This is a genomic window from Streptomyces sp. NPDC059010 (assembly GCF_042740355.1).
GTDB lineage: Bacteria > Actinomycetota > Actinomycetes > Streptomycetales > Streptomycetaceae > Streptomyces.
Genome location: NZ_JBHYJA010000033.1, coordinates 88,243 through 114,109, shown reverse-complemented (window position 1 = coordinate 114,109; position 25,867 = coordinate 88,243). Strand labels below are relative to the sequence as shown.

Annotated in this window: 23 protein-coding genes, 3 tRNA genes and 1 pseudogene; 11 read left to right on the top strand and 16 right to left on the bottom strand. The window is 70.6% G+C overall.

What is annotated here, in order from left to right; genetic code table 11:
- Positions 1-205 precede the first annotated feature (205 nt).
- Complete coding sequence (locus ACFWYS_RS31125) at positions 206-400, top strand: DUF6274 family protein (RefSeq protein ID WP_384775975.1); 195 nt, start codon at positions 206-208, stop codon at positions 398-400.
- Positions 401-972: 572 nt separating this feature from the next.
- Here the strand turns inward: ACFWYS_RS31125 and bldC are convergent.
- Both bldC and ACFWYS_RS31115 read right to left on the bottom strand, forming a co-directional pair.
- Positions 973-1,179, bottom strand: a complete 207-nt coding sequence (gene bldC, locus ACFWYS_RS31120) for a developmental transcriptional regulator BldC (RefSeq protein WP_003949541.1) — start codon at positions 1,177-1,179, stop codon at positions 973-975.
- 571 nt (positions 1,180-1,750) lie between these two features.
- The gene (locus ACFWYS_RS31115) at positions 1,751-2,593 is read right to left on the bottom strand and encodes a hypothetical protein (protein ID WP_384775973.1); all 843 of its coding nucleotides are present in this window, start codon (positions 2,591-2,593) and stop codon (positions 1,751-1,753) included.
- A gap of 221 nt (positions 2,594-2,814) precedes the next feature.
- On the opposite strand from ACFWYS_RS31115, the gene ACFWYS_RS31110 reads away from it, so the two are divergent.
- Both ACFWYS_RS31110 and ACFWYS_RS31105 read left to right on the top strand, forming a co-directional pair.
- Complete coding sequence (locus ACFWYS_RS31110; protein ID WP_384775971.1) at positions 2,815-3,912, top strand: Leu/Phe/Val dehydrogenase; 1,098 nt, start codon at positions 2,815-2,817, stop codon at positions 3,910-3,912.
- 284 nt (positions 3,913-4,196) lie between these two features.
- On the top strand, positions 4,197-4,457 hold the full coding sequence (locus tag ACFWYS_RS31105) for a DUF3073 domain-containing protein (RefSeq protein ID WP_384775969.1): 261 nt from the start codon (positions 4,197-4,199) through the stop codon (positions 4,455-4,457).
- A gap of 74 nt (positions 4,458-4,531) precedes the next feature.
- Here ACFWYS_RS31105 and purM read toward each other — a convergent pair whose 3' ends face one another.
- From purM to purS, 9 genes are all read right to left on the bottom strand, one after another.
- Entirely contained in the window at positions 4,532-5,608 is a 1,077-nt protein-coding gene (gene purM, locus ACFWYS_RS31100) for a phosphoribosylformylglycinamidine cyclo-ligase (protein WP_272124773.1), read from the bottom strand.
- 31 nt (positions 5,609-5,639) lie between these two features.
- Positions 5,640-7,169, bottom strand: a complete 1,530-nt coding sequence (purF, locus tag ACFWYS_RS31095) for an amidophosphoribosyltransferase (protein WP_384775966.1) — start codon at positions 7,167-7,169, stop codon at positions 5,640-5,642.
- A gap of 61 nt (positions 7,170-7,230) precedes the next feature.
- Positions 7,231-8,001 (bottom strand): META domain-containing protein, encoded by a 771-nt coding sequence (locus tag ACFWYS_RS31090; protein ID WP_384775965.1) that lies wholly within the window; start codon positions 7,999-8,001, stop codon positions 7,231-7,233.
- A gap of 102 nt (positions 8,002-8,103) precedes the next feature.
- Positions 8,104-8,901, bottom strand: coding sequence for a sterol carrier family protein (locus ACFWYS_RS31085; RefSeq protein ID WP_384775963.1), 798 nt, complete (start codon positions 8,899-8,901; stop codon positions 8,104-8,106).
- A gap of 10 nt (positions 8,902-8,911) precedes the next feature.
- On the bottom strand, positions 8,912-9,754 hold the full coding sequence (locus ACFWYS_RS31080; RefSeq protein WP_384775961.1) for a M23 family metallopeptidase: 843 nt from the start codon (positions 9,752-9,754) through the stop codon (positions 8,912-8,914).
- 45 nt (positions 9,755-9,799) lie between these two features.
- Complete coding sequence (locus tag ACFWYS_RS31075) at positions 9,800-10,300, bottom strand: ArsR/SmtB family transcription factor (protein ID WP_384775959.1); 501 nt, start codon at positions 10,298-10,300, stop codon at positions 9,800-9,802.
- Positions 10,301-10,428: 128 nt separating this feature from the next.
- Positions 10,429-12,687, bottom strand: coding sequence for a phosphoribosylformylglycinamidine synthase subunit PurL (gene purL / locus ACFWYS_RS31070; protein WP_384775957.1), 2,259 nt, complete (start codon positions 12,685-12,687; stop codon positions 10,429-10,431).
- A complete protein-coding gene (purQ, locus tag ACFWYS_RS31065) occupies positions 12,684-13,364 on the bottom strand; it encodes a phosphoribosylformylglycinamidine synthase subunit PurQ (protein WP_272124781.1) in 681 nt (226 codons plus the stop codon). Before purQ ends, purL begins: the two co-directional genes overlap by 4 nt.
- Positions 13,361-13,624 carry a phosphoribosylformylglycinamidine synthase subunit PurS gene (purS, locus tag ACFWYS_RS31060; protein ID WP_015659417.1) on the bottom strand — a complete coding sequence of 88 codons (264 nt, stop codon included), beginning with the start codon at positions 13,622-13,624 and terminating at the stop codon, positions 13,361-13,363. Before purS ends, purQ begins: the two co-directional genes overlap by 4 nt.
- Positions 13,625-13,903: 279 nt before the next feature.
- Between purS and ACFWYS_RS31055 the strand changes: the two genes are divergently transcribed.
- From ACFWYS_RS31055 to ACFWYS_RS31020, 8 genes are all read left to right on the top strand, one after another.
- Entirely contained in the window at positions 13,904-14,221 is a 318-nt protein-coding gene (locus tag ACFWYS_RS31055; protein WP_030947653.1) for an Lsr2 family protein, read from the top strand.
- A 168-nt stretch (positions 14,222-14,389) separates the two neighbouring features.
- Positions 14,390-14,461, top strand: a tRNA-Gly gene (locus ACFWYS_RS31050).
- Between the two features lie 80 nt (positions 14,462-14,541).
- Positions 14,542-14,614: transfer RNA gene (locus ACFWYS_RS31045), tRNA-Gly, on the top strand.
- A gap of 129 nt (positions 14,615-14,743) precedes the next feature.
- The gene (locus tag ACFWYS_RS31040) at positions 14,744-15,703 is read left to right on the top strand and encodes an ABC transporter ATP-binding protein (RefSeq protein WP_384775954.1); all 960 of its coding nucleotides are present in this window, start codon (positions 14,744-14,746) and stop codon (positions 15,701-15,703) included.
- Positions 15,700-16,476, top strand: coding sequence for an ABC transporter permease (locus tag ACFWYS_RS31035; RefSeq protein ID WP_384775952.1), 777 nt, complete (start codon positions 15,700-15,702; stop codon positions 16,474-16,476). Before ACFWYS_RS31040 ends, ACFWYS_RS31035 begins: the two co-directional genes overlap by 4 nt.
- A gap of 20 nt (positions 16,477-16,496) precedes the next feature.
- Complete coding sequence (locus ACFWYS_RS31030; protein ID WP_384775950.1) at positions 16,497-17,723, top strand: sensor histidine kinase; 1,227 nt, start codon at positions 16,497-16,499, stop codon at positions 17,721-17,723.
- Positions 17,720-18,334 carry a response regulator gene (locus ACFWYS_RS31025; protein WP_384775948.1) on the top strand — a complete coding sequence of 205 codons (615 nt, stop codon included), beginning with the start codon at positions 17,720-17,722 and terminating at the stop codon, positions 18,332-18,334. Before ACFWYS_RS31030 ends, ACFWYS_RS31025 begins: the two co-directional genes overlap by 4 nt.
- A 22-nt stretch (positions 18,335-18,356) precedes the next feature.
- A tRNA-Gly gene (locus ACFWYS_RS31020) sits at positions 18,357-18,432 on the top strand.
- A gap of 33 nt (positions 18,433-18,465) precedes the next feature.
- Here ACFWYS_RS31020 and ACFWYS_RS31015 read toward each other — a convergent pair.
- The 5 genes and pseudogenes from ACFWYS_RS31015 to ACFWYS_RS30995 all read right to left on the bottom strand — a co-directional run.
- On the bottom strand, positions 18,466-19,365 hold the full coding sequence (locus ACFWYS_RS31015) for a phosphoribosylaminoimidazolesuccinocarboxamide synthase (protein ID WP_384775946.1): 900 nt from the start codon (positions 19,363-19,365) through the stop codon (positions 18,466-18,468).
- Between the two features lie 116 nt (positions 19,366-19,481).
- A complete protein-coding gene (locus ACFWYS_RS31010) occupies positions 19,482-20,972 on the bottom strand; it encodes a N,N-dimethylformamidase beta subunit family domain-containing protein (RefSeq protein ID WP_384775944.1) in 1,491 nt (496 codons plus the stop codon).
- A 288-nt stretch (positions 20,973-21,260) separates the two neighbouring features.
- Positions 21,261-23,108: a hypothetical protein gene (locus tag ACFWYS_RS31005; RefSeq protein ID WP_384775986.1), complete on the bottom strand. Its 1,848-nt coding sequence runs from the start codon at positions 23,106-23,108 to the stop codon at positions 21,261-21,263.
- 482 nt (positions 23,109-23,590) lie between these two features.
- Positions 23,591-24,844 (bottom strand): phosphoribosylamine--glycine ligase, encoded by a 1,254-nt coding sequence (purD, locus tag ACFWYS_RS31000; RefSeq protein ID WP_384775942.1) that lies wholly within the window; start codon positions 24,842-24,844, stop codon positions 23,591-23,593.
- 126 nt (positions 24,845-24,970) lie between these two features.
- Positions 24,971-25,867, bottom strand: a pseudogene (locus tag ACFWYS_RS30995) (DNA polymerase III subunit gamma and tau); the annotation flags it as partial.

Genomic DNA, 25,867 nt, shown 5'->3' with positions numbered 1-25,867 from the left:
GGGGGGCGCCCCCCCCGCGCCCGAGGGCCTCCGCCCAAGCAACCCCCCACCCCCCCCCCCCCACAGTCGCGGCCCCCCCCCCCCACCCCGCCCCCCCCCCCTCTCTGTGCTTCCGTGCGCGACGGAGGCCGTCTTGACGGAGTCACATTCGCTCGGTACCCAGAAGTCAGGGCACTTCCCCGTGTGGCCCCTCCGGAGGTGGCGTATGGCGGCATCGGCACGGCACGAAACGCGGGCATTGCTCCGCGCGCACCTGTCAGCCGCCTCCTCCTATCGACATCTGACCCGGCACTGTCCGATCTGCCATCACCTGCTGCGGCTGGCAATGGGTTCCGCGCCGCATGCCCCGCGGCCGGCTCCGGACGAGGTCAGCGGGGACGAAACCGCTTCCACCGCGTGACGGGTCGGAGGGCGTCAACTCCCGTACTGGCATGGGGCGCTGGAACGCGCGGCTCCTTTTAGCGCACACACGCCAGAGGCAACAAGGACTGGGGCGTGTGATGGGTGTCACCGCATGAGTTTCCGGGAGTGCGGTACTTACACCTCACCTACAACTGGTCAATTTAATATGTGCAATTGCACCAGCCTCCTGCGATCGCCCGGCGCACGCTCAGTGACCGCCCAGGGCCCACCCAGGGCCCACCCAGGAGTCGCGCAGCAGTCGTGCAGAAGCCGCCCACGGGCCGTCCAGGAACCGTCCAGGGCGGCTCCACAGGGGCGCCCGATACGCCTCCGCAGGCCCCGGCCACCCGCCACAGAACCCCCGGCCGGCACACGCTCCGCACACAAAAAGATCGCGCTGGACTCGGCGGAGTCCAGCGCGATCCACGACGCACCCTGGTTGCGTGCCTGATGAGCTCTGTTCGGCTCGGGCGTGGGCTCTGTTGGGGCAGAACCCGCGTCGCTTGGAGCTAGAGTTCGGGCGCCGCGGCGAGTTGGGGGAACCGCCGGTTTGCCCGGTTATGCAGTTGTTCAGGCCTCGCTGCGCTGCTGCGGGATGCCCGCGAGCAGTGCGCGGACCTCAGCCTCGCGGTAGCGGCGGTGTCCGCCGAGCGTACGGATGGAAGTAAGCTTCCCGGCCTTCGCCCACCGCGTGACCGTCTTGGGGTCGACGCGGAACATCGTGGCGACCTCAGCCGGGGTCAGCAGCGGCTCGGCATCAGGGGTGCGAGCGGTCATGAGCGGCCTCCTCGGGAGAACCGAACCTTCTCGGTTCTTTCCTCTAAATTCTGCACCTTGACCCGCGTTGCCCGAAATGGCGCACACGAGTCGAGTCGGTTATAGGACGAACGGCTTGTCCTCGGCACTACAACTACACCATCTGTCCAGCCGCGTCGGCCAAACCGATGGAATTGCCCTCCCAGGTGTTCATCAGCGACGGAAGCCGATGGACCATGCCATAGCGGACAGTCACGCCACTGTGACGATCAGTCACAGTGGCGTGCAGGAGTCACAAGACCCCCCATAGCGTGCAATGTCGAGAGAGAGCCCTCCCCGGACTCCTTGTCCTATTTTGGCACGAGGAAGGGTTAGGGGCGCAAGGGCCGCGTACGTGCGGTCCGTCACGCTTACGCGCGTTGACGCATCCTTGATACATACGCCCGGATCGGGTCCTACGTCCCTTGTTGACGCGACATCAAGAACCTCAGAGCGAGCACGAAACCCCAAAACGGGCGCTCCGTCAAACGCCAGTTCGTTACATCACACGGTGGGCCACGTCACATGGTTCAACCGACCGCACCCGGGCCGCTCAGTTCGCCGAACGCCGGTCCCGTACCGCCCGCCACCGCTCCACGAGGCGCGCGTACGCCTCCCCCGCGGCCGCCCCGTCGCCGCGCCTGAGCGCGTCGATGCCCTCGGCCACGTCGGCCGCCGAGTGGTCGTCTTCCAGATCGCCGGCCGGCAGGGTGTGCACCAGGCCGCCGTAGTCCAGCTCGACCAGCGAGCGCGGATGGAACTCCTCCAGCCAGCGCCCCACGTCCACCAGACCGTCGATGAGCGGCCCTTCGTCGATGGCGTCCTTCAGCGTCCGCAGGGCCCGCGCCACCCGCCGCCGGGCCTGCACCATAGGCGTCCGGTAGCGCAGCACCGGCGGGATCTCGCCCGAGCCCTTGTCGAAGCGCCGCTCCTCGTCCGACACCAGCACGAACCAGTGCAGCGGCACCTGCCAGGTCGAGGTGCGGATCCACGGCCGGGCGTCCGGGTTGCGGGCCAGCCAGCGCTCGTAGTCCTGGGCGGCCTGGCGCCGTACGACGAGCGGCAGCACCGCCTCCAGGACCGGCTTCGGCAGCTCCTCGGCGAGCTCCCCGAGCGCCTGCCAGCCGCGCAGCCGGGTGCGCCACGGGCACACGCACAGCACCCCGTCGACCTCCAGCACGAAGGCGTCGCTGCTCTCGTGCACGGGGACGGGGATCGGCGGGGTGGGCAGCAAGTCGGCCAGGGAGCGGCGCAGTTCGTCCTGGTACGAGGGGCGTTCGGAGCGGCGGGCGTAGCGGGCCCAGTGGCTGCGCTCCGGCTCGGGGAAGGCTGCCAGCGGCTCGTAGACGCGCAGATAGGCCGCGTACGGGACGATCACCGAGGACACCTTGGGCACGCCTGCTCCCTCCCCCGCCGTCTGCCAGGAAAACCTGCGAAACCCGCTGACAAACCCGCGGGAAAACTATGCAAATCGTCGCACGGCCCTACTCCGGGAGTAGGTGATCCTGAGCTCTGCGGGTTGGACGGGCGCCGACGGGTCTAATCTCATGCTCACAGCCCCGCCACCCGTACGGGAGCTCGCTCCAACCGCCGCAACGTACTTCAGGAGTCACCACAGTGACCGACGTAACACACGGCGTCCTGCACACCCTGTTCCACTCGGACCAGGGGGGTCATGAGCAAGTCGTGCTCTGCCAGGACCGCGCCAGCGGCCTCAAGGCCGTCATCGCCATCCATTCCACCGCTCTGGGCCCCGCCCTCGGCGGTACGCGCTTCTACCCGTACGCGACCGAGGAAGAGGCCGTCGCCGACGCCCTGAACCTCGCGCGCGGGATGTCGTACAAGAACGCCATGGCCGGTCTCGACCACGGCGGCGGCAAGGCCGTGATCATCGGCGACCCGGACCGGATCAAGAGCGAGGAGCTGCTGCTGGCCTACGGCCGGTTCGTGGCCTCGCTCGGCGGCCGCTACGTCACCGCCTGCGACGTCGGTACGTACGTCGCCGACATGGACGTCGTGGCCCGCGAATGCCGCTGGACGACCGGACGCTCCCCCGAGAACGGCGGCGCCGGCGACTCCTCCGTGCTCACCGCCTTCGGCGTCTACCAGGGCATGCGCGCCTCCGCCCAGCACCTGTGGGGCGACCCGTCCCTGCGCGGCCGCAAGATCGGCATCGCGGGCGTCGGCAAGGTCGGCCACCACCTGGTGGAGCACCTGCGCGCGGAGGACGCCGAGGTCGTCATCACCGATGTGCGCGAGGAGGCCGTGGGCCGGATCCTCGCCGCCCATCCGACGGGTGTGACGGCCGTCGCCGACACCGCCACCCTGATCCGCGCCGAGGGCCTCGACATCTACGCCCCCTGCGCGCTGGGCGGTGCCCTGAACGACGACACCGTGCCCGCGCTGACCGCGAAGATCGTCTGCGGTGCCGCCAACAACCAGCTCGAACACCCGGGCGTCGAGAAGGACCTCGCCGACCGCGGGATCCTCTACGCGCCCGACTACGTGGTGAACGCCGGCGGTGTCATCCAGGTCGCCGACGAACTGCACGGTTTCGACTTCGACCGGTGCAAGGCCAAGGCGGCGAAGATCTACGACACCACGCTGGCCATATTCGCACGTGCGAAGGCGGATGGAATCCCGCCGGCCGCCGCGGCCGACCGGATCGCCGAGCAGCGGATGCACGAGGCCGCGTCGGCGCGCAAGACGCGCTGACGGGGTTTGACCGGTACCCGTCGGCGCACACTTAGAGAGAACTCTCACGTTCGTCGGCGGGTCGGCCGCCAAGAAGTGGTTAAAATCGTGGTTGACCAGCGGGGACAGGGCGCCCCGAGGGTTCTGGGCCCGGGCACGTCCTGCGGGCGACGTACCGTATGGGCGCGGGCTCAGGTACCGTGGAAGCCCTACGGACCGGTCTCTCCGAGGAGAGCCCGTTCCAGATCATGAACGCGTGTCAAGACTCTGGGGCCACCGAGCCCCGTATCCGAGGGGGTCGAGCCATGGGGCGCGGCCGGGCAAAGGCCAAGCAGACGAAGGTCGCCCGCCAGCTGAAGTACAGCAGCGGCGGGACTGACCTGTCGCGTCTGGCCAATGAGCTGGGCGCTTCGACTTCGAGCCAGCCGCCGAATGGCGAGCCGTTCGAGGACGACGAAGACGAGGAAGACGACCCGTACGCCCAGTACGCGGATCTCTACAACGACGACGATGAGGACGAGGACGACGAGTCCGGTCCCACGTCGCAACAACGCCGCGGCGCTTGACTACCCAGCAGTGCCCGACCCGGTCCTGAGCGGTTACCCGCCGGACCGGGTTTTGCGCTGCTGTCGCGCCGGTCTCAGTTCGCGTAGTCGCCAACCATGGCGGCACCTGTGGTGTGCTCACCGCGGTCCGTGATCTCGCCCGCGACCCAGGCGTCGACCCCGCGGTCGGCCAGCGTGGCCAGGGCCACGTCGGCGGACTCCTCGGGGACGATCGCGATCATGCCGACGCCCATGTTCAGGGTCTTCTCCAGCTCCAGGCGCTCGACCTGACCCGTCTTCCCGACGAGGTCGAAGATCGGGGCCGGGGTCCAGGTGGAGCGGTCGACGATCGCGTGCAGGCCGTCCGGGATCACCCGGGCCAGGTTGGCGGCCAGACCGCCACCCGTGACATGGCTGTACGCGTGCACGTCCGTGGTACGGGTGAGCGCCAGGCAGTCCAGCGAGTAGATCTTGGTGGGCTCCAGCAGCTCCTCGCCGAGGGTGCGGCCGAGCTCCTCGATCTGCGCGTCCAGGGCGAGACCGGCCTGGTTCAGCAGGACGTGGCGGACCAGCGAGTACCCGTTCGAGTGAAGGCCGGACGCCGCCATGGCGATCACCGCGTCACCCGTACGGATGCGATCCGGACCGAGCAGCCGGTCGGCCTCCACGACGCCCGTACCGGCGCCGGCGACGTCGAAGTCGTTCTCGCCCAGCAGGCCGGGGTGCTCGGCCGTCTCGCCGCCCACCAGGGCGCAGCCGGCGAGCACACAGCCCTCGGCGATGCCCTTGACGATGGCGGCGACCCGCTCGGGGTGGACCTTGCCGACGCAGATGTAGTCGGTCATGAACAGCGGCTCGGCGCCGCACACCACGATGTCGTCCATGACCATGGCGACCAGGTCGTGGCCGATGGTGTCGTACACGCCCATCTGACGCGCGACGTCGACCTTGGTGCCGACGCCGTCGGTGGCGGAGGCCAGCAGGGGGCGCTCGTAGCGCTTGAGGGCGGAGGCGTCGAAGAGGCCGGCGAAACCGCCGAGGCCGCCGAGGACCTCGGGGCGCTGGGTCTTCTTCACCCACTCCTTCATCAGCTCGACCGCGCGGTCGCCCGCCTCGATGTCGACGCCGGCCGCCGCGTAGGAAGCACCGCCGGGCACAACTGTCTCAGACATTGCCTGGGATCTTTCGGGTTGGTTACTGGGCTTACGGGCGACGGATCGCGTCGGCCGCGGCCGTGGCTGCCGGACCGGCCGCCAGCTCGGTCTCCAGGAGCTGCTTGCCGAGCAGCTCGGGGTCCGGGAGATCCATCGGGTACTCGCCGTCGAAGCAGGCTCGGCACAGGTTCGGCTTGGCGATGGTGGTCGCCTCGATCATGCCGTCGATGGAGATGTACGACAGTGAGTCGGCGCCCAGCGAGGTGCCGATCTCGTCGATGGACATGCCGTTGGCGATGAGCTCGGCGCGGGTGGCGAAGTCGATGCCGAAGAAGCAGGGCCACTTCACGGGCGGCGAGGAGATCCGGATGTGGACCTCGGCCGCGCCCGCCTCGCGGAGCATGCGGACCAGGGCGCGCTGGGTGTTGCCGCGGACGATCGAGTCGTCGACGACGACCAGACGCTTGCCCTTGATGACTTCCTTGAGCGGGTTCAGCTTCAGCCGGATGCCGAGCTGGCGGATGGTCTGCGAGGGCTGGATGAACGTACGTCCGACGTACGCGTTCTTCACCAGGCCCGCGCCGAACGGGATGCCGCTCGCCTCCGCGTAGCCGATGGCGGCCGGGGTGCCGGACTCCGGGGTCGCTATGACCAGGTCGGCCTCGACCGGGGCTTCCTTGGCGAGCTTGCGGCCCATCTCCACGCGGGAGAGGTAGACGTTCCGGCCGGCGATGTCGGTGTCGGGGCGGGCCAGGTACACATACTCGAAGACACAGCCCTTGGGCTTCGCTTCCGCGAATCGCGAGGTGCGCAGGCCGTTCTCGTCGATGGCGACGAACTCGCCCGGCTCGATCTCGCGGACGAAGCTGGCGCCGCAGATGTCGAGGGCGGCGGACTCGGAGGCGGCGACCCAGCCGCGCTCCAGGCGGCCGAGGACCAGCGGGCGGATGCCCTGCGGGTCACGGGCGGCGTAGAGGGTGTTCTCGTCCATGAAGACGAGGCTGAAGGCGCCCTTGACCTGGGGAAGGACCGTGTGGGCGGCCTCCTCGATGGTCAGCGGCTTGCCGTCCTCGTCGACCTGGGCCGCGAGCAGCGCGGTCAGCAGGTCGGTGTCGTTGGTGGCCGCGACGCGGGGGGTGCGGCCGCCTTCCTGCTTGGGCAGGTCGGCGACCATCTCCGCGAGCTGGGCCGTGTTGACGAGGTTGCCGTTGTGGCCGAGCGCGATGGAGCCGTGCGCGGTGGCGCGGAACGTCGGCTGGGCGTTCTCCCACACGGAGGCACCGGTGGTCGAGTAGCGGGCGTGACCGACCGCGATGTGACCCTGGAGCGAACCGAGCGAGGTCTCGTCGAAGACCTGGGAGACCAGGCCCATGTCCTTGAAGACGAGGATCTGGGAGCCGTTGCTGACCGCGATTCCCGCGGATTCCTGGCCCCGATGCTGGAGGGCGTAGAGCCCGAAGTACGTGAGCTTTGCGACCTCTTCACCCGGAGCCCAGACACCGAAGACGCCACAAGCGTCCTGGGGGCCTTTCTCGCCGGGAAGCAGATCGTGATTGAGTCGACCGTCACCACGTGGCACGGCACCGAGTGTAGGCGAGATCGACCACTGGTCCGAATTGGGGATACGCGCCCGTAAAGGATCACTCAGCGGCGGTCGCGTTTACACTTTCGCCGTTTTCGCTGGTCAGAGTGATGTTGCGGTGATCGATCCGGTACTTCACGGTGCTGTCGAACAGACCCAGGAGGGTCTTCTCCGTATGCATGAGTGAGGTGTCGCACATCATTCGCGTGGTGGACGCCGTGCCGAGCGTGATACGGCCGTCGCTGAACGTCGCCGTCGCCCGCACCTTGTTGCAGCCGAGGCTGCCGCTGACCTGACCGGTCTTCTGGTCGAAGGTGAGGTGGGCCTTGCCGCCGGTGTCGGGGCTGACGATGTTCCACTTCGTGCCCTTGAGCGGGGCGGCCTCCTGCTTGCTGAGGGCGATGCTGTCGCCTCCCTCGGTGGTGAGGGTGAGCTTCTCGTTCTCGACCTTGGCGGTGAGGTCGCCGTCGGCGAGGGTGCGGGCCAGGGTCTGCTCGAAGTCCGGGGCGACGCCCTCGCAGGCCATCTCCGTGGCCTCCACCTTGTCGAACTTGACATGGCTGTCGGCGAAGGCCGCGTCGGCACCGAAGTTGTTGCAGCCGAGGTTGCCCTTGACCTTGCCGCCGTCGGCGATCCGCAGGTAGGCGTTGCCCGGGGCGTCGCTCTTCTTCCCTTCGACAGTGACGCCGTCCACGGTCCAGTAGGCGCCGGTGACGGAGGCCGCCGCCCCGGCACCGACCGAGGCACTGCCCGCGTCCTCGTTGCCGCAGGCCACCGCGAACGGGAGAAGGGTCAGCACGGCGAAGGCCGCCAGCCGCTTTGTGTCCATGCCGAGTGTGTCCATGCCCATGGGACGGGGAGCGCACAGGACTGGTTCCGCTTGTTCCGCCGGTCGAGTACGCCTGCCGCCCCCGGGCCCATCAGCGCCGCGTCACCCCATGAGCGGCAGCAACCCGCCCAGGTCGGCCCGCTCCCCGCTCGCGCTCACCCTGGCCTCGGCGACCGCGTCCCGCCACGCCGTCCGGCCGGTCGCGAGCCGGATCCAGGTGAGCGGGTCGGTCTCCACGACGTTCGGCGGGGTGCCCCGGGTGTGCCTCGGCCCCTCGACGCACTGGACCACGGCATACGGCGGGACCCTCACCTCGGTCGAACCGCCGGGCGCCTTCGCGGCGAGCGCGTCGGCGAGGAGGCGGGTGCAGGCGGCGAGGGCCTGGCGGTCGTAGGGGATGTCCAGGCCGGGGACGGCGGCGTTGAGGTCGTCGGTGTGGACGACGAGCTCGACGGTACGGGTGACCAGGTAGTCGGCCAGGGTCATGGCACCGGTGCGGGCGGCGAGGAGACGGTCGCCGGGGGCGTCCGCCAGCTTCCGCACGAGCCCGTCCTCGGTGCGGGCGTACAGGGCGTCGAGGTCGGGGGCGGCCGCGGCGAGGTCGTGGGTGTCGTCGGCGATGTCACCGGCGCGGGCCGCGGTGGCGAACGGCCAGTCCAGAAGGGTCAGTTCGGCCTTGGCCGGCTCGTCGCGGTCGAGATTGCGGCTGACGGTCTCCACGGCCATGGTCACATGCGCGGCCAGGTCCCGCACCGTCCAGCCCGGCAGCCGGGTGGGGAGTGCGAGCTGCTCGTCGGTGAGGGTGCGCACGGCCTGCCGTACGTTCCCGAACTGGGCGAGGATCGCGGTGCGGATCTTGGCGGCGTCGTAGGTGCGGGTGCGCTTCTTGGCCGGGGACATGAACGGCACCCTATGCGGGCTGCGATGCCGTCGTCGGTGCCTCGAACGCCTCCCGGTTCCGGGGAACGCCGATGCCGCGCCAGGTGAACGGGATGCCGTGGGCGGTGTCCGGGTCGGGGCCGTCCATCAGCTGGAAGTGGACGTGCGGCTCGGAGGAGTTGCCCGAGTTCCCGCACTGGGCGAGGAGCTGTCCCGCGCGCACCCGGTCGCCCGCACGGACGGCGAGCGAGCCGCGCCGCACATGGGCGTAGAGCGCGTGGGTGCCGTCGCCGAGGTCGAGGATGACGTGGTTGCCGACGACTCGCTTGACGCCGAGCAGGCCGCGTACGGAGCCCTCCAGAAGCATGAGGTACAGGATCCCCGGCAAGGACGTGCGGCTCAGGTGGTCGCGCTGGTCGTCGGCGGCCCGTACGACGGTGGCGTCCGCGACCGCGAGAAGCGGGGCGCCGAAGGCGGGGAAGGCGCTGTTGCGGCGGGCGATGGGCCACAGCCACCGGAAGCCGGGGCGGGCGCCCTCCTCGGGCTCGGCGACGATGTCGATGGCGTACGTCTGGCCGTACGCGTGCGTGCCGTGGCTCGGCGTGCGGTCGGCCGGGCTGTTCAGCGCGGTCCAGCGGCCGGTGACCGGCGGCCCGACCTCGACCGGCTCCCGGGCCGCGCCGGCCGCGCGAGGGCTGTCCGGGGCGCCGCCCAGGAGGCGGGCCGCGATGAGGATCGCGTAGGCGAGGACGAGCGGCAGGAAGTTCCACCACCACGGATACCCGAGGTCCAGTGCGAAGTGGACGATGATCAGGCCGAGGAAGGTCAGTTGCAGCCCTCGGAAGGCGATGGCGGCCAGTTTGCGTGCGGTCATGGTCGGTTCCCCCAGTCGGTCGCGGTCGGTCGTGGTCGGTCGCTGTTACGGACGAGCCGCCGACAGCGCCACCAGCAGCGGTACGACCCGCCCCGGCGGCACCTCGTAACGCCCCCGGCCGGTCGTGTGCAGCCAGCCCGTGCCGGTCAGTTGGCGCAGGTGGTGGTAGATCTGGCCGGTCGTGCCGACCTCGTCCAGCTCGGCGAGCTCGGCCGCGGTGCGCCGACCGCCGACGATCTCGCGCAGCAGCCGCAGCCGGACCGGGTGCCCGAGCGCCGCGAACGACTCGGCGGACTCGGTCCAGTCGCCGTCCAGCAGGTCCGCGGTCAGGGCGCCGTGCTGCCACTCGTAGTGCTCCCCGGTCGGCAGCCGTACGGCACCGGTGAACAGCACTCCTCCGTCGGCCGCCCCCAGCTCGGCCAGCTGGTCCTTGAACCCCTGCAGGGCCCAGAAGTCGCCCTCGCCGAGGCGGGGCGCGGTGCGCTGGGCGTCCTCCAGCGCGGTCAGCCGTCGTTCCAGGTCGGCGACGCGTTGTTCGATCTCCACACGTCGATATTACGGAACTACGTAATTACGTGCAACCGAGGTGTGGGCATGGGCGCCGTGAGTGGGCGCACGACGAAGCCCCCGCCCGGCGAACCGGACGGGGGCTTCGGAGCCGTAGAACCCGCTGCCTACTTGAGCAGCGCGGGGATGGTCTCCTCGTGCACCGTGCGCAGCTCCTCCAGCGTGAGCGCGAACTCGCCCTGGAGCTCCACCGAGTCGCCGTCGATGACACCGATACGCGTGACCGGCAGGCCCCGCGCACCGCACATGTCGTTGAAGCGGACCTCCTCGGAGCGCGGCACGGCGACGACCGCGCGGCCCGCCGACTCGGAAAAGAGGAGGGTGAAGGCGTCGAGCCCGTCCGGTACGACCAGACGCGCGCCCTTGCCGCCGAGCAGCGCCGACTCCACGACCGCCTGGATCAGACCGCCGTCGGACAGGTCGTGCGCGGAGTCGATCATGCCGTCGCGGGAGGCGGAGATCAGGATCTCGGCGAGCAGGCGCTCACGCTCCAGGTCGACCTTGGGCGGCAGCCCGCCGAGGTGGTCGTGCACGACCTGCGACCAGGCCGAACCGCCGAACTCCTCACGCGTGTCGCCGAGGAGGTAGAGCAGCTGCCCCTCCTCCTGGAAGGCGACCGGCGTGCGGCGCGCGACATCGTCGATCACGCCGAGGACGGCCACGACCGGGGTCGGGTGGATGGCCGCCTCGCCAGTCTGGTTGTAGAGAGACACATTGCCGCCGGTCACCGGCGTGCCCAGCTGCTGACAGGCGTCCGCGAGTCCGCGCACGGCCTCCGCGAACTGCCACATGACGGCCGGGTCCTCCGGGGAGCCGAAGTTCAGGCAGTCGGAGACGGCGAGCGGCTTGGCGCCGGTGGTGGCGACATTGCGGTACGCCTCGGCGAGGGCCAGCTGGGCGCCCGCGTACGGGTCCAGCTTGGCGTACCGGCCGTTGCCGTCCGTCGCGATGGCGACGCCGAGGCCGGTCTCCTCGTCGATGCGGATCATGCCGGAGTCCTCGGGCTGGGCGAGGACGGTGTTGCCCTGCACGAAGTGGTCGTACTGCGAGGTGATCCACTTCTTGCTGGCCTGGTTCGGGGAGCCGACCAGCTTCAGGACCTGGTCCTTCAGCTCGTCCGAGGACGCCGGCCGGGCCAGCTTGTCCGGGTCGTCGGCCTGCAGTTCGTCCTGCCAGGAGGGGCGGGCGTACGGCCGCTCGTAGACCGGGCCCTCGTGCGCCACGGTCCGCGGGTCGACGTCGACGATCTTGCCGCCGTGCCAGAAGATCTCCAGCCGGTCGCCGTCGGTGACCTCACCGATGACGGTGGCGATGACGTCCCACTTCTCGCAGATCTCCAGGAACCGGTCGACCTTCTCCGGCTCCACGACCGCGCACATGCGTTCCTGCGACTCGCTCATGAGGATTTCCTCGGGCGAGAGCGTCGAGTCACGCAGGGGTACGTCGTCCAGGGTCACGCGCATACCGCCGGAGCCGTTCGACGCCAGCTCGGACGTGGCGCACGACAGGCCCGCCGCGCCGAGGTCCTGGATACCGACGACGAGCTTCTCGGCGAACGCCTCCAGGGTGCACTCGATGAGCAGCTTCTCCTGGAAGGGGTCGCCGACCTGGACGGCGGGGCGCTTCGACGGCTTGGCGTCGTCGAAGGTCTCGGAGGCCAGGATCGAGGCACCACCGATGCCGTCACCACCCGTACGGGCCCCGTACAGGATTACCTTGTTGCCCGCGCCGGAAGCCTTCGCGAGGTGGATGTCCTCGTGCCGCATCACACCGATGGCACCGGCGTTGACCAGCGGGTTCCCCTGGTAGCAGGAGTCGAAGACGACCTCGCCGCCGATGTTGGGCAGGCCCAGGCAGTTGCCGTAGCCGCCGATACCGGCGACGACACCCGGCAGCACCCGCTTGGTGTCGGGGTGGTCGGCCGCACCGAACCGCAGCGGGTCCACGACCGCCACCGGCCGCGCGCCCATCGCGATGATGTCGCGCACGATGCCGCCGACGCCGGTCGCCGCGCCCTGGTAGGGCTCGACGTACGACGGGTGGTTGTGCGACTCGACCTTGAAGGTCACGGCGTAACCCTGGCCGACGTCCACCACACCGGCGTTCTCACCGATGCCGACGAGCAGGGCGTCCGACTCGGGCGCCTTCTCGCCGAACTGGCGCAGGTGCACCTTGCTGCTCTTGTACGAGCAGTGCTCGGACCACATGACGGAGTACATGGCCAGCTCGGCACCGGTGGGCCGGCGGCCGAGGATCTCCACGACCCGCTCGTACTCGTCCTTCTTCAGACCGAGTTCGGCCCAGGGCAGCTCGACGTCGGGGGTCGCGGCCGCGTGCTCGACCGTGTCCAGAGGCGTCCGGCTCATGCGTTGACCAGCTTCTTGAGGATCGAGGTGAAGAAGGGGAGGCCGTCGGTACGGCCGGTGCCGATGAGCGGCTCCACGGCGTGCTCCGGGTGCGGCATCAGGCCTACGACGTTGCCGGCCTCGTTGGTGATGCCGGCGATGTCGTTGAGCGAGCCGTTCGGATTGAAGTCCAGATAACGGAAGGCGACCCGCCCCTCGCCCTCCAGCTTGTCCAGCGTGTACTGGTCGGCGACGTAGCGGCCGTCCATGTTCTTGAGCGGGATGTAGATCTCCTGGCCGCTCTCGTAGTCGCTGGTCCAGGCGGTGTCCGCGTTCTCCACCCGCAGCTTCTGATCGCGGCAGATGAAGTGCAGGTGGTCGTTGCCGAGCATCCCGCCCGGGAGGAGGTGGGCCTCGGTGAGGACCTGGAAGCCGTTGCAGATACCGAGGACCGGAAGGCCGGCCTTCGCCTGCTCGATGACGGTCTCCATCACCGGCGAGAACCGGGAGATGGCACCGGCCCGCAGATAGTCGCCGTAGGAGAAACCGCCGGGCAGCACCACGGCGTCGACCTGCTTGAGGTCCTTGTCCTTGTGCCAGAGGGCAACCGGTTCGGCACCCGCGAGGCGGATCGCGCGCTGGGTGTCCCGGTCGTCGAGACTCCCCGGGAAAGTGACGACGCCAATACGAGCGGTCACTTCGCGGCCTCCGCGACTTCCTCAACCTTGACGGTGAAGTCCTCGATCACGGTGTTGGCGAGGAAGGATTCCGCAAGATCGTGGATGCGGGCGAGCGCGGCCTCGTCGACCGGCCCGTCAACTTCCAGTTCGAAACGCTTTCCCTGACGGACGTCCGAGATGCCTTCGAAACCCAGTCGCGGCAGTGCGCGCTGCACCGCCTGGCCCTGGGGGTCGAGGATCTCCGGCTTGAGCATGACGTCGACTACGACGCGTGCCACGTGCACTCCCGGTGGTGTGGTGCTGAGCAGGTTCCTGCAGTGGTTTCAGACTACCTGCACAAAATTTCTACGCGCGTCGACTTGTAGGAAGCTACGTGACGGCCCTCACGTGGTAGAGGGTAGGTGTCCTGGCGGCGAAAAGTTCCGGAAAAGATCCCAGATCGACACCCGATACCTATTGCGCTCGGACACGCGGGAGGATTTAGTCGAGCTTCACATTGCATTGTCGGGCACGGTACAAATGAATTGTCAACGTGCCGTACGAAGGGACCGATATTCGTGGCGCAGAAGGTCGTGGTCACTCTCTTTGACGACATCGACGGCTCAGAAGCGGCGGAAACGATCGCCTTCGGACTCGACGGCAAGTCGTACGAGATCGACCTGAATGAAGCCAATGCCAAGAAACTGCGTAAGGCGCTCGCGCCCTACGTGGAAGCCGGCCGCAAGCGGTCGAAGTCAGGCAAGGCGTACAAGCAGACGGAGGTCGCCCCCGACCCGGCGGCCGTCCGCGCCTGGGCGCAGGCCAACAAGATGGAGGTGCCGGCCCGCGGCCGGATCCCCAAGAAGGTCTACGAGGCGTTCGCCTCGGCGCAGTGAGGTGAACCAGGGCGTGTCCTCAGGGTCCGTCAGCGGACCCTGAGGGCGGCAGACTTGGGCCGGGCGGGAGCCGGTGCGACAACCGACTTGCGCTACCCCCCTGCTGATCAGCTAATGTCTGGAGCACGCCGCCGGGCGGGGCAGAAAAAGCCCAGCTCGCGGAGGCTTGCGGGTGTAGTTCAGTAGTAGAACATCCCCCTTCCAGGGGGAAGGCGCAGTGTGCAATTCCTGTCACCCGCTCTGCACCGCCGTACGGACCACAGATGTGGATCAGGTAGGCTGGTGCTCGCACCGGTCAGTGAGAGCTGGTCGGGGGCAATGCGGACGTAGCTCAGTTGGTAGAGCGCAACCTTGCCAAGGTTGAGGTCGCGAGTTCGAGCCTCGTCGTCCGCTCTCGATAGAAACCCCGGTTCAGTGAACCGGGGTTTTTTCATGTGCCCTGCCCGTCCGACTGACATTTGTCATGCGGAGTGGTGACAGCGCGCACTGCTGCCGGCCCCGGATCGCCGGGACGCTGGTGCCATGAACACCAACGAACACGAACACGTGATTGAGGTCACTGACCTGCGACGTGTGTACGGGGGCGGGTTCGAGGCGGTGCGCGGAATCTCGTTCTCCGTGGACCGCGGCGAGGTCTTCGCGCTGCTCGGCACCAACGGCGCGGGCAAGACATCCACCGTCGAGCTGCTGGAGGGGCTCGCCCAACCTGCCGAGGGGCAGGTGCGGGTGCTCGGCCACGATCCCTACGCCGAACGGGCCGCCGTACGGCCGCGCACCGGGGTGATGTTGCAGGAGGGCGGGTTTCCGTCCGAGCTGACCGTCGCCGAGACCGCGCGGATGTGGGCGGGGTGTGTCAGCGGCGCCCGGCCCGAGGGGGAGGTGCTGGAGCTGGTCGGGCTGGCTGGGAAGACCGGCGTTCGGGTGAAACAGCTGTCCGGCGGTGAGCGGCGGCGCCTGGACCTGGCGCTCGCGCTGCTCGGGGATCCCGAGGTGCTGTTCCTGGACGAGCCGACGACCGGGCTCGACGCCGAAGGGCGCCGGGACACCTGGGAGTTGGTGCGGGGGCTGCGGGACACTGGTACGACCGTGCTGCTGACCACGCACTATCTGGAGGAGGCCGAGAACCTCGCCGACCGGCTCGCGATCCTGCACGAGGGGCGGATCGCGGCCACCGGGACGCCGGCCGAGGTGACCGCGTCCCAGCCGTCGCGGATCTCCTTCGAGCTGCCGCACGGCTACTTCGTGGGCGATCTGCCGCCGCTCGACGAGATCGGGGTGTGCGGGCACGAGGTCGAGGGGCGGGTCGTACGGCTGCGGACCCACGAGTTGCAGCGGACCGCGACACGGCTGCTGGTGTGGGCCGACGCGGCCGGTGTAGAGCTGCGGCGGCTGGATGCGCGGTCGGCGTCGCTGGAGGAGGCGTTCCTGGGGATCGCGCGGGAGGCGGCGGAGGCCGCCGGGACGAAGGAGTACGCGGCATGAGTACGGCGACGACCACCCCGGCGGGGCGCATGGCGGCGTTGGCGCGGGCCGAGCTGACCTTGCTCGGGCGCAGCAGGGGCACACTGTTCGCGGCGCTGTTCGTGCCGCTGATCCTGCCCTTCAGCGCGCGAGAGGCGGTGAAGCAGATGGACCTGGCGGAGGTGGGCCTCACCCTCGGCACGGTCATCCTGCCCGCCTCCATCGGCTTCTCGCTGCTCTACGCGGTGTACGCGACGCTCGTCAGCGTCTACACCGCCCGGCGCGAGGAACTCGTCCTGAAGCGGCTGCGCACCGGCGAGCTGCGGGACCGCGAGATCCTCGCCGGGGCCGCGTTGCCGGCCGTGTCCACGGGTCTCGCGCAGTCCGCGGTGCTGGCGGTCGGCTGTGTCGTCCTGCTCGACGTGGGTGCGCCCCGCGCTCCCCATCTCGCCGTACTGGGCCTGCTGTTGGGTCTCGTCGTGTGCGTGTCGCTCGCCGCGGTGACCTCCTCCTTCACCCGCAGCGTCGAGAGTGCGCAGGTCACGACATTGCCCGTGACCTTCCTCTCCATGATCTTCTCCGGGATGTTCATCCCCCTGGAGGTGCTGCCGGACCGGATGGCGTCGGTGTGCGAACTGCTGCCGCTGACCCCGGCGATCACCCTGATGCGGGGCGCCTGGACCGGCGAGCTGTCGGCGTACGAGGCGATTGGCCCGCTGGTGACCGGGCTGGCCTGGACTGCCCTGGGCGTGTTTGCTGTACAGCGGTGGTTCCGGTGGGAACCGCGGCGTTGACCTAGGGGGAGAGCGGCGGGATGCGCGGGCCGGGCACATGGTGGCGGGGGAAGAGCACCCCGGCGAAGGTGGAGACGTACACGCGGGGGTCGTTCCACTTCTTCGCGGTGATGGAGATCGCCGGGGCCGGGCTGCCGGTCACCGGCGAGATCGCGGGACCGCTGGGTGCCTGGCTGATGTTCCTGGTGTGCGCGCACGCGGCGATCTGCGCCCTGACGGTGTCGCACGCGGTGGACTGGGTGTGCGGCAGGCGCGAGCAGCCCATACCGCTGCTGTGGACGCTCGGCGCCGCCACCGCGGTGGTCGTCGTCACGGCTCTCGGCGTCGCCGAACACGGTCCGAAGGGGGACGGCGTCGACTCCGCGTCGGGCAGCGTCTTCGGCGTCATCATGGTCTTCGGCGTGGGCATCATGGCACTCGGTCTGCGGCGGCGCAGGCGCGTGTACGCCCTCGTCACGGGCTTCGCCGCGGGTTCGGGGCTCGCCGTGCTCGCGATGAGCGGGTCCGTTCTCGCCGCGCTGATCGTGGCGCCGATCATGCTGGCCGGCAGTGGATTCGTCGCCTTCACGGCCGTCTTCTCCGTCTGGCTGCTCAGGTCCGTCTACGAGCTCGACGAGGCCCGCGAGACCCGCGCCCGGCTCGCCGTCGCCGAGGAGCGGCTGCGGTTCGGGCGGGATCTGCATGACGTGATGGGGCGGAATCTGGCGGTCATCGCGCTCAAGAGCGAGCTCGCCGTGCAGCTCGCGCGGCGGGGGCGGCCCGAGGCCGTGGAGCAGATGATCGAGGTGCAGCGGATCGCGCAGGAGTCGCAGCGCGAGGTGCGGGATGTCGTACGGGGCTATCGGGAGGCCGATCTGGCGGTCGAACTCGCCGGTGCGCAGGGGGTGTTGACGGCGGCCGGGATCGCTTGCGAGGTGACCGGGGAGGCGGCCGGGCTGCCGGTCGAGGTGCAGTCGGCGCTGGCCTGGGTGGTGCGGGAGGCGACCACCAATGTGCTGCGGCACGGGGATGCCGGGCAGTGCGCGGTGGCGGTGCGGGTGCGGGAGGGACGTGTGGTGTTGACGGTGGAGAACGACGGGGCTGCCGGAGCCTCCGACGGGGGTGGAGGCTCCGGTCTCGCCGGGCTGCGGGAGCGGCTGGCCGCGGTGGACGGCACCCTGGAGGCCGGCCCAGGGGAGGCGGGGGTGTTCCGGCTGGTGGCCGAGGTGCCGTTGGCGGGGGCGGGCGTGCGCGAGGCCGCCGTATGAGCGGGCCGGTGCGGCTGCTGCTCGCCGACGACGAGCATCTGATCCGGGGCGCGCTCGCCACGCTGCTCTCGCTGGAGGACGACCTCGTGATCGTCGCCGAGGCGGCCAGCGGGCCGGAGGCGCTGGCGATGGCACGGGCGCACGAGCCGGACGTGGCCGTCCTCGACCTGCAGATGCCCGGGGCCGACGGTGTGAAGGTCGCCACATCCCTGCGTGCCGAACTGCCCGGCTGCAAGGTACTGATCGTGACCAGTCATGGGCGGCCCGGGCATCTGAAGCGGGCCCTTGCGGCGGGTGTGCGCGGGTTCGTCCCGAAGACCGTCAGCGCTCAGCGGCTCGCGGAGATCATCCGTACCGTGCACGCCGGAAACCGTTACGTCGACCCCGAGTTGGCCGCCGACGCGATCGCCTCCGGTGACTCGCCGCTGACCGTGCGGGAGGCCGAGGTGCTGGAACTCGCCGCCGACGGGGCGCCCGTCGCGGAGATCGCGGAGCGGGCGGCGCTGTCCCAGGGGACGGTGCGGAACTATCTGTCGTCCGCCGTGTCGAAACTCGGCGCGGAGAACCGGCACGCGGCGGTGCGTCTCGCGCGGGAGCGGGGTTGGGTATAGTGGGTCTCGCGCTTCGGCGCATGCGAACGTAGCTCAGTTGGTAGAGCGCAACCTTGCCAAGGTTGAGGTCGCGAGTTCGAACCTCGTCGTTCGCTCCAGTAAGGCCCCCGGGAGACCGGGGGCCTTTTGCGTTACGCCCAGCTGGTGCCCGTCAGGCGCTCGTACGCCTCGACGTACTTCGCGCGGGTCGCGTCCACGATCTCCTGCGGCAGCGGCGGCGGGGGCTGCTCGCTCCTGCGGTCCCAGCCGGAGGCCGGCGAGGTCAGCCAGTCGCGGACGAACTGCTTGTCGTACGACGGCTGCGCGCGGCCCGGCTCCCACTGGTCGGCGGGCCAGAAGCGGGAGGAGTCCGGAGTGAGGACCTCGTCGGCGATGATCAGCGTCTCCCCGTCGAAGCCGAACTCGAACTTGGTGTCCGCGAGGATGATGCCGCGGTCGCGGGCGATGTCCCGGCCGCGGGAGTACACGGCGAGGGTCGCCTGGCGCAGCCGGGCGGCGGTGTCGGGGCCGACCTGGCGGGCGACCTCCTCGTAGGAGACGTTCTCGTCGTGCTCGCCGACCGCGGCCTTGGTGGCCGGGGTGAAGATCGGGGCGGGGAGCTCGGAGCCGTCGACCAGGCCCTCGGGGAGGGCGAGGCCGCAGACGGTGCGCGACTCGTTGTACTCGGCGAGGCCGGAGCCGGTGAGGTAGCCGCGGGCCACCGCCTCCACCGGGATCATCTTCAGCGACTTGCAGACCAGGGTGCGGCCCGCCCAGTCGGCGGGGGCGCCGGCCGGGACGTCGGTGCTGATGACGTGGTTGGGGACCAGGTCGGCGAGCTGGTCGAACCACCACAGGGAGAGCTGGGTGAGGACGCGGCCCTTGTCGGGGATCTCGGTCGGCAGCACCCAGTCATAGGCGGACATGCGATCGCTGGCGACCATCACGAGGTCGCCCGCCTCGTTCTGGTACAGCTCGCGCACCTTGCCGGTGTGCAGATGCACCAAACCCGGGACCTGGATCGGCTCGGGCTTTTCTACGAATCCGGACACGGTTCCTCCCCGTGGTTCTGTCCAACGGGTCGATTGTCCCGTATGGGCCGCTGACCTTGGACTCGGGGTGTGCTGGGGGTGCGCTGGGTGAGTGACGGGGGGTGTGCTGGGTGGGCTCAGTCACGCTTGCAGATGCGGTCCAGGAGGTTCGCGGTGGCGCGCTGGACGCGGGCGTCGACGTGGCCCGGGCGGTCCAGCGACGGGGACCAGGCGAAGGTGCCGGAGGCGAAGACCAGGGCGCCGGAGGGGGCGCGGTAGAGGGACGTCTCCTGGTGGCGGAGGGCGCCCTCCTTGTCCGTGTACGGGGAGTGGGCGAGCAGGATGCGCTCCTCGTGCTCGGGCAGCGGGGTGCGCGGAAAGTAGCGGTCGGCCTCGCCCGCGACCAGGTCCTCGATCTCGTCGCCCTCGTGGGCGCCGGTCGCCTCCCACAGCCAGTGGTCGGCGTTGCGGACGATCAGGGGGTGCGGCTCGGGGACCTGGCCCGCGTACTGGATGCCGATCAGTTCCTGCTCGGGGCGGTCGATCTCCCGCCAGAACACGGGGCGGCCGGGTCCCTTGCGCTTGCGGCAGGTGAGCAGGCGGTCGGGGACGCCGGACGGGGAGGGGCCCAACTCCACCTGCCAGTACATGGAGTTGGCGGAAAGGAAGACCAGGGACGTGCCCTTCTCACGGGCGAGCTCGACGGTGCGGCGCATGTTCGTCGACCAGTACTCGTCGTGGCCGGGGAAGACCAGGCCGCGGTAACGGGTGGGGTCGACATGGCCGCCGTGCAGGTCGCGGGCGTCGGCGTAGGCGAGGTCGTAGCCGTAGCGCTCGGCCCAGCGGATGAAGTCGTAGGCGTGGCCGACGTGCAGGGGCAGGCCCGCGCCCGCGTACGGGCGGTCGAAGGAGACGGTCGTGGCGGCGTCGGACTCGCCGAGCAGACGGCCGTCGTCGCCCCAGGCGTGGTAGAGGCTGGCGCCGATACGGCCGTCCTCGGGGTAGAGGTTGTAGGCCTGCCAGGTGACGTCGGGCAGCAGCAGGAGCAGGTCCGCGGGGTGGTCGTCGCGGACGGTGAACGGGATGTGGGAGCGGTAGCCGTCGGCAGTGGTGAGGACGGCGACGTACGCGCCGATGCTCCAGTACGACGGGACCTGCAGGCGCCAGGACAGCCACCAGTGGTGGCAGGAGACCGTGCGGTCGGCGGTGAGCGGCGGGGGCTGCACGATGCCGGAGAGGCGGGGGCTGGTGGTGATCTTGGCGGCGCCGTCACCGCCGTAATGGCCGATGCGGTAGATGTCGACGGCGAATTCCTGCGGCGGGTCGACGGTGATGTGGAAGTCGACGGCCTCGCCGGGCGTGACCGCGCCGGTGGAGGTGAAACCCTTGATCTGGCGGTGGACGTCGTCGGCGGAGCGCGGGCCGGCGCTTCGGGGGGCGGGGACCCTGGGGGTGTCCGCCGTCGGGGGGTGCGCCTGGCCGTCGACGTACCAGGGGACGACCTGGCCGGTGTCGTCGAAGTACGTCACGTTGCCGCGCAGCCAGGGGACGGGGCCCTGTCCGAAGGGGTCCGTCACGGCGTGCGCGAGTGCTCCTGACTCCCAGCGGCGGATCTGCTCGGATCCCATGGCCGTACCCCTCCCTCGTGCCCCCGTGGTGGTGCGTCCGCGTCGAGCGCCGTGTGCCGTGTGCTGTGTGCCGTGTGCCGTGCGGACGCACCGTGTCTGCGCTTGCGGTTTCTGTCGCCTGGCGGGGGCTTTTGTGTGCCTGTCGTATGTCGTAAGCCCTTGCCATATGCGCTATCGATCCCAGCACATCACATTCCGCACGCATCCTGTCACTATTCGTTGCGAATTAACCGAAAGTGGAACCGGGGGTTCCGACCGGGTACCAGGGGTTCCGACCGGGTGCTGAGGTCAGACCAGGCGTACCGGCTTCTCCGGGCGTATGCCCGACTCCACCAGCCAGGCGCGCAGGGGCGTGGGGTCGCCGTCCTCGATGAGGCTGAGGACCCTGGGCGTCAGATCGGCCGCCCGTTCGCCGTCGACGAGGAGGGTGGGGCCGTCGAGCCAGTCCAGGCCGGGGGTCGCACCGGCGGTGTCCATCGCGGCGCAGCACACCATCGCGGTCACGTGGTCGGTGAGCAACTCGCGGGCGGTGCGGGGTGGTTGGAGCGGGAAGAGGGGGAGCGCGCCGGTGTCCAGGAGGGTGGTGCCGGGGGCGGGGGTCGCCGCCTTGTGCTCCGCGGGCGTCGCGGCTTCCTCTCGGGCCAGTTCGGCGGTGATGCCTGCGGCGAGGGCGGAGCTTCGTTCGGTTTCCTGGTCCTCTTCGAGGGCGTCCTCGGCCATGGAGGCGTAGGGGGCCTTGGGGGCCTTGGGGGTGGTGGGTGCTGTGGTGGTGGGCGCGGTGGGGACCGGTGCGTCCGTGGCGGGTGCGTCGGTGGGCCGGGGCGCCGTGGAGGGCGGTGGGGTCGCCAGGTGGTCCATGACGCGGGCCAGGGTCGGGCCGTCCGAGGCGTCCGTCTCCGAGCGGGTGCCGTCGGTGGTGCGGCGGACGCCGAGGGCGTCGAGGACGCGGTGCAGGCGGGCCGCGTCGGTGCGCCATTTCCGGTCGACGACCTCCTCCGGGTACTCCTGCCAGTCCACCGGGGACCAGTCCGGGCCGGTCTCGGCGGGGCCGCCGTGGAAGAGGCGGGCGGCGAGCAGGGAGGTGGCCTCGTCGACCGCGCCGGGCTCTTCGAGCAGGTCACAGGCAGGGCGCTCACCCAGCCGGGAGGCGAAGCCCTCGGCCAGACGGTCCCGGCGGGACAGCTCGGTGAGCGCGGCGACGACGCCCGCGTCCAGCCGGGACGGCCAGCGGCCCATCCGCCAGGCCGGCAGCGCGACCCGGGTGAGCAGCCGGTCCCAGCCCGCGTACGCCAGCCCGACCTGTTCCTGGGCGACGATCCGCAGTCCGTAATCCACAGCCTGTGCACGCTCGGCGGCCGCGGCGGCCACGCCCCGCTCCATCTCGGTGGCGTGCTCCCGGCAGCTGCGCAGCAGGAGCCGCACGATCCAGCCGAGGCCCGCGCACACCGTCCGCGACCCCAGACAGCGGCCGCGCGTCGAGGCGACGGCCACGGCGGCGTCCAGACCCCGGACGAAGCGCCGGGCCTGGGCTATGTCCGGGTGCGCCGAGGGTCCCGTACCGGCGACGACCGGGGCGAGGACCGCGCGCAGCTCGCCGACGCGCATCCACCACAGGAACGGGGAGCCGATGACCAGGACGGGGGCGGCGGGCGTACGGCGATGGGCGCCGCGGGTGCCTCCGCCGCGCAGGCCGTTGGCCCCCTCCTCGTCGTGGTCCTCGGCCGGCGGGCCGTGGGACGGGTGGGTGCGGTCCTCCAGCCAGCTGTCGCAGTCCGGGGTGAGCGCTATCGCGGACGGGGCGGGGACGTCGAGGCGGTCGGCGAGGTCGCGCACCAGCCGGTACAGGTCCGGGGCCTGCTCCTCGGCTATCGGGACCGTCGGGGTGACGGCGGGGCGGGCGCGGGCGACGACCAGGGCGACGACGGCGGCGACGAGCAGGACGACGACGGCGACCGGGGTCACCACCCAGCGGGCGGCGTGCCAGCCCGGGCCGACGAGGTGGTCGGTGGAGGCGCCGACGAGCAGCACGACGGCGAACGCCGCGGGGAGCAGGGCCACCGCTAGCGCGCGGCTGCGGATGCGCAGCACGGCGAGGGCCCGGGCACGCGCTGCCTGCGCACCCGCCTCCACACCCATTCCGGTCACGGCCGGACCTCACCCCCTCCGCGCTGCCCTGGCTGTCCGAACTGTCCTGGCTTTGCTCACTCCCCCACTGTGGCACCCGCCACTGACATCGCAATGCCGGTGGGCCAAGTGCCGGAACGCTTTGCGCCGCACCCTAGTTGGGGCTTCGACCCACGTCAGCCGGATGGGGCATCGGTCACTCGATGGAATGGCTTTGGGGAGAGGTGGATGACGGACAGCTAGGGTCAGGCCCCGGATCCTGACCAAAGTCCAGTCACGGCCCCGGGAATTGGCCCGGGGGCCGGACCATCGGGTCGGGCAAGCGTCAGGCCCCGAATCCAGAGACGGATTCGGGGCCTTCGGGGTTTATCGCGGGCGGGAGCTCGCGTGGTGTTGCGGGGGGCTCGCGGCGTCAGACAGGGGTTCGCGCGAGGGTCTCGCGGGTGGCTACGCCGGAGTCCTCACGAATGGCTCCGCGGGGTCCTAGCGGATCGTCACGCGTCCTCCGCCGCCTTCGCGGCGATGTCCGTGCGGTGCTGGGAGCCGGCGAGGTGGATGCGGGACACGGCCTCGTAGGCGCGGTCGCGGGCCTTGGTGAGGTCCTTGCCGGTCGCCGTGACGGACAGGACGCGGCCGCCGGCGCTGACGATCGCGTCGCCGTCCTGCCTGGTGCCGGCATGCAGGACGTAGGCGTGCGGGGCGTCCTCGGCGGCCACCTTGTCCAGGCCGGTGATCGGGTCACCGGTGCGCGGGGTGGCGGGGTAGTTGTGCGAGGCGACGACCACGGTGACCGCGGCGTCGTCGCTCCAGCGCAGCGGCTCCAGGTCGGCGAGGTCGCCCGTGGCGGCGGCCAGCAGGACCCCGGCCAGCGGGGTCTTCAGACGGGCCAGGACGACCTGGGTCTCGGGGTCGCCGAAGCGGGCGTTGAACTCGATGACCCGTACGCCGCGCGAGGTGATCGCGAGACCGGCGTAGAGCAGGCCGGAGAAGGGGGTGCCGCGACGGTGCATCTCGTCGACGGTCGGCTGGAGAACCGTCTCCATGACCTCGCTGACCAGCTTCGGGTCCGCCCACGGGAGCGGGGAGTACGCGCCCATGCCGCCGGTGTTCGGGCCCTCGTCCCCGTCGAGCGCCCGCTTGAAGTCCTGGGCGGGCTGGAGCGGGACGACGGTGTCGCCGTCGGTGATGGCGAACAGGGAGACCTCGGGGCCGTCCAGGTACTCCTCGATGACGACGCGCTCGCAGGCGTTGGCGTGCGCCCTGGCCGCCTCCAGGTCGGCGGTCACGACGACGCCCTTGCCTGCGGCGAGACCGTCGTCCTTGACGACGTACGGCGCGCCGAAGGCGTCCAGTGCCTCTTCGACCTCTTCGGGGGTCGTGCAGACGTAGGAGCGGGCCGTCGGGACGCCGGCCGATGCCATCACGTCCTTCGCGAAGGCCTTGGATCCCTCGATCTGCGCGGCCTCCCCGGAGGGCCCGAAGACCGGGATGCCCACCTCGCGCACGGCGTCGGCGACCCCGGCGACGAGCGGTGCCTCCGGCCCTACGACGACGAGGTCGGCGCCGAGTTCCGTGGCCAGCGTGGACACGGCCTTGCCGTCCAGGGCGTCGACCTGGTGCAGCTCGGCGACCTCGGCGATGCCGGCGTTGCCGGGGGCGCAGTGCAGCGCGGTGACGTCGGGGTCGAGGGACAAGGAGCGGCACAGGGCGTGTTCGCGGGCGCCGTTACCGATGACGAGGACCTTCACGGGGGTCAGCCTAACGGGGTTCTTGTGCGAGGTGCCGAGCGGCCGGGGGGTTGGTGACCTGTACGTTCCTCCAAGTCGGGGCCGGGGTTCTGGCTGCCGGACCTGGGGGCGCGCAGCGGAAACGCCCTACTCGTTCGTGAACTCCTCGACCACCGTCGCCCCGAGTTCCCGCACGATCAGGTCGTAGCCGGAGAGGGCCGACTCGTTGAGGTCGGGGTCGTCGTCCTCGGGGATGTCGTCCTCGGGGGCGACCGGGGGCGGCGGCTCCGGGGCGGAGGAAGGCCTGGAGGCCGGGGTGGGGGCCGCCGTGGGTGCCGGAGCCGACGAGGCCGTCGGGGGTGGGGTGGGCGCCGTGGACGTCGACTGAGGAGGGGACGGGCGCTGGGCGGTCGTACCGCCACCGCCGCCACCGCCGTAGCCGCTGTTGCCGGCGTTGCCGCCCGCGCCGTAGCCGCCGGTGCCCGCGCCGCCGTAGCCACCGCCTCCTCCCCCGCCGAAGCCGGAGGAACCGCCGGTCGGTGGGGGTGCCGAGCCTCCGCCGGACGGGTCGATGATCGCTTCGATCTTCCACTGGACGTTGAACTGCTCGGCCAGTGACTGCCGCAGGACGTCCTCGCTGCCGCTGCTCGCGAAGTTGTCGCGCGCGCCGGCGTTGACGAAGCCGAGTTGGAGGGTGGTGCCGTCGAAGCCGGCCACGTGGGCGTTCTGGCTGAGCAGGATCCAGGTGAAGCGGCGACGGTTCTTGACCGCTTCCAGGATGTTCGGCCAGAGCATGCGGGGGTCGAGGCCGCCGCTCGGGGGGGCATAGGCGGGGGCCGCGTCCGCGGGGGGAGCGGACGGGGGCGCTGTGGGCTGTGGACCAGGCGCGGGCGTGGGGGCGCCGCTGGACGGGGGTGCGGGCTGGGTGCCGCTGCCCGCCGGGGTGGCCGTCGGCCATCCGCCGGGGCGTCGGGGCCCCCCGACGCGCGCGGCGGGCTGGGCGGCCGCGCCGCGGCGGAGGGGGGCGCGGGGGGGGGGGGGCGC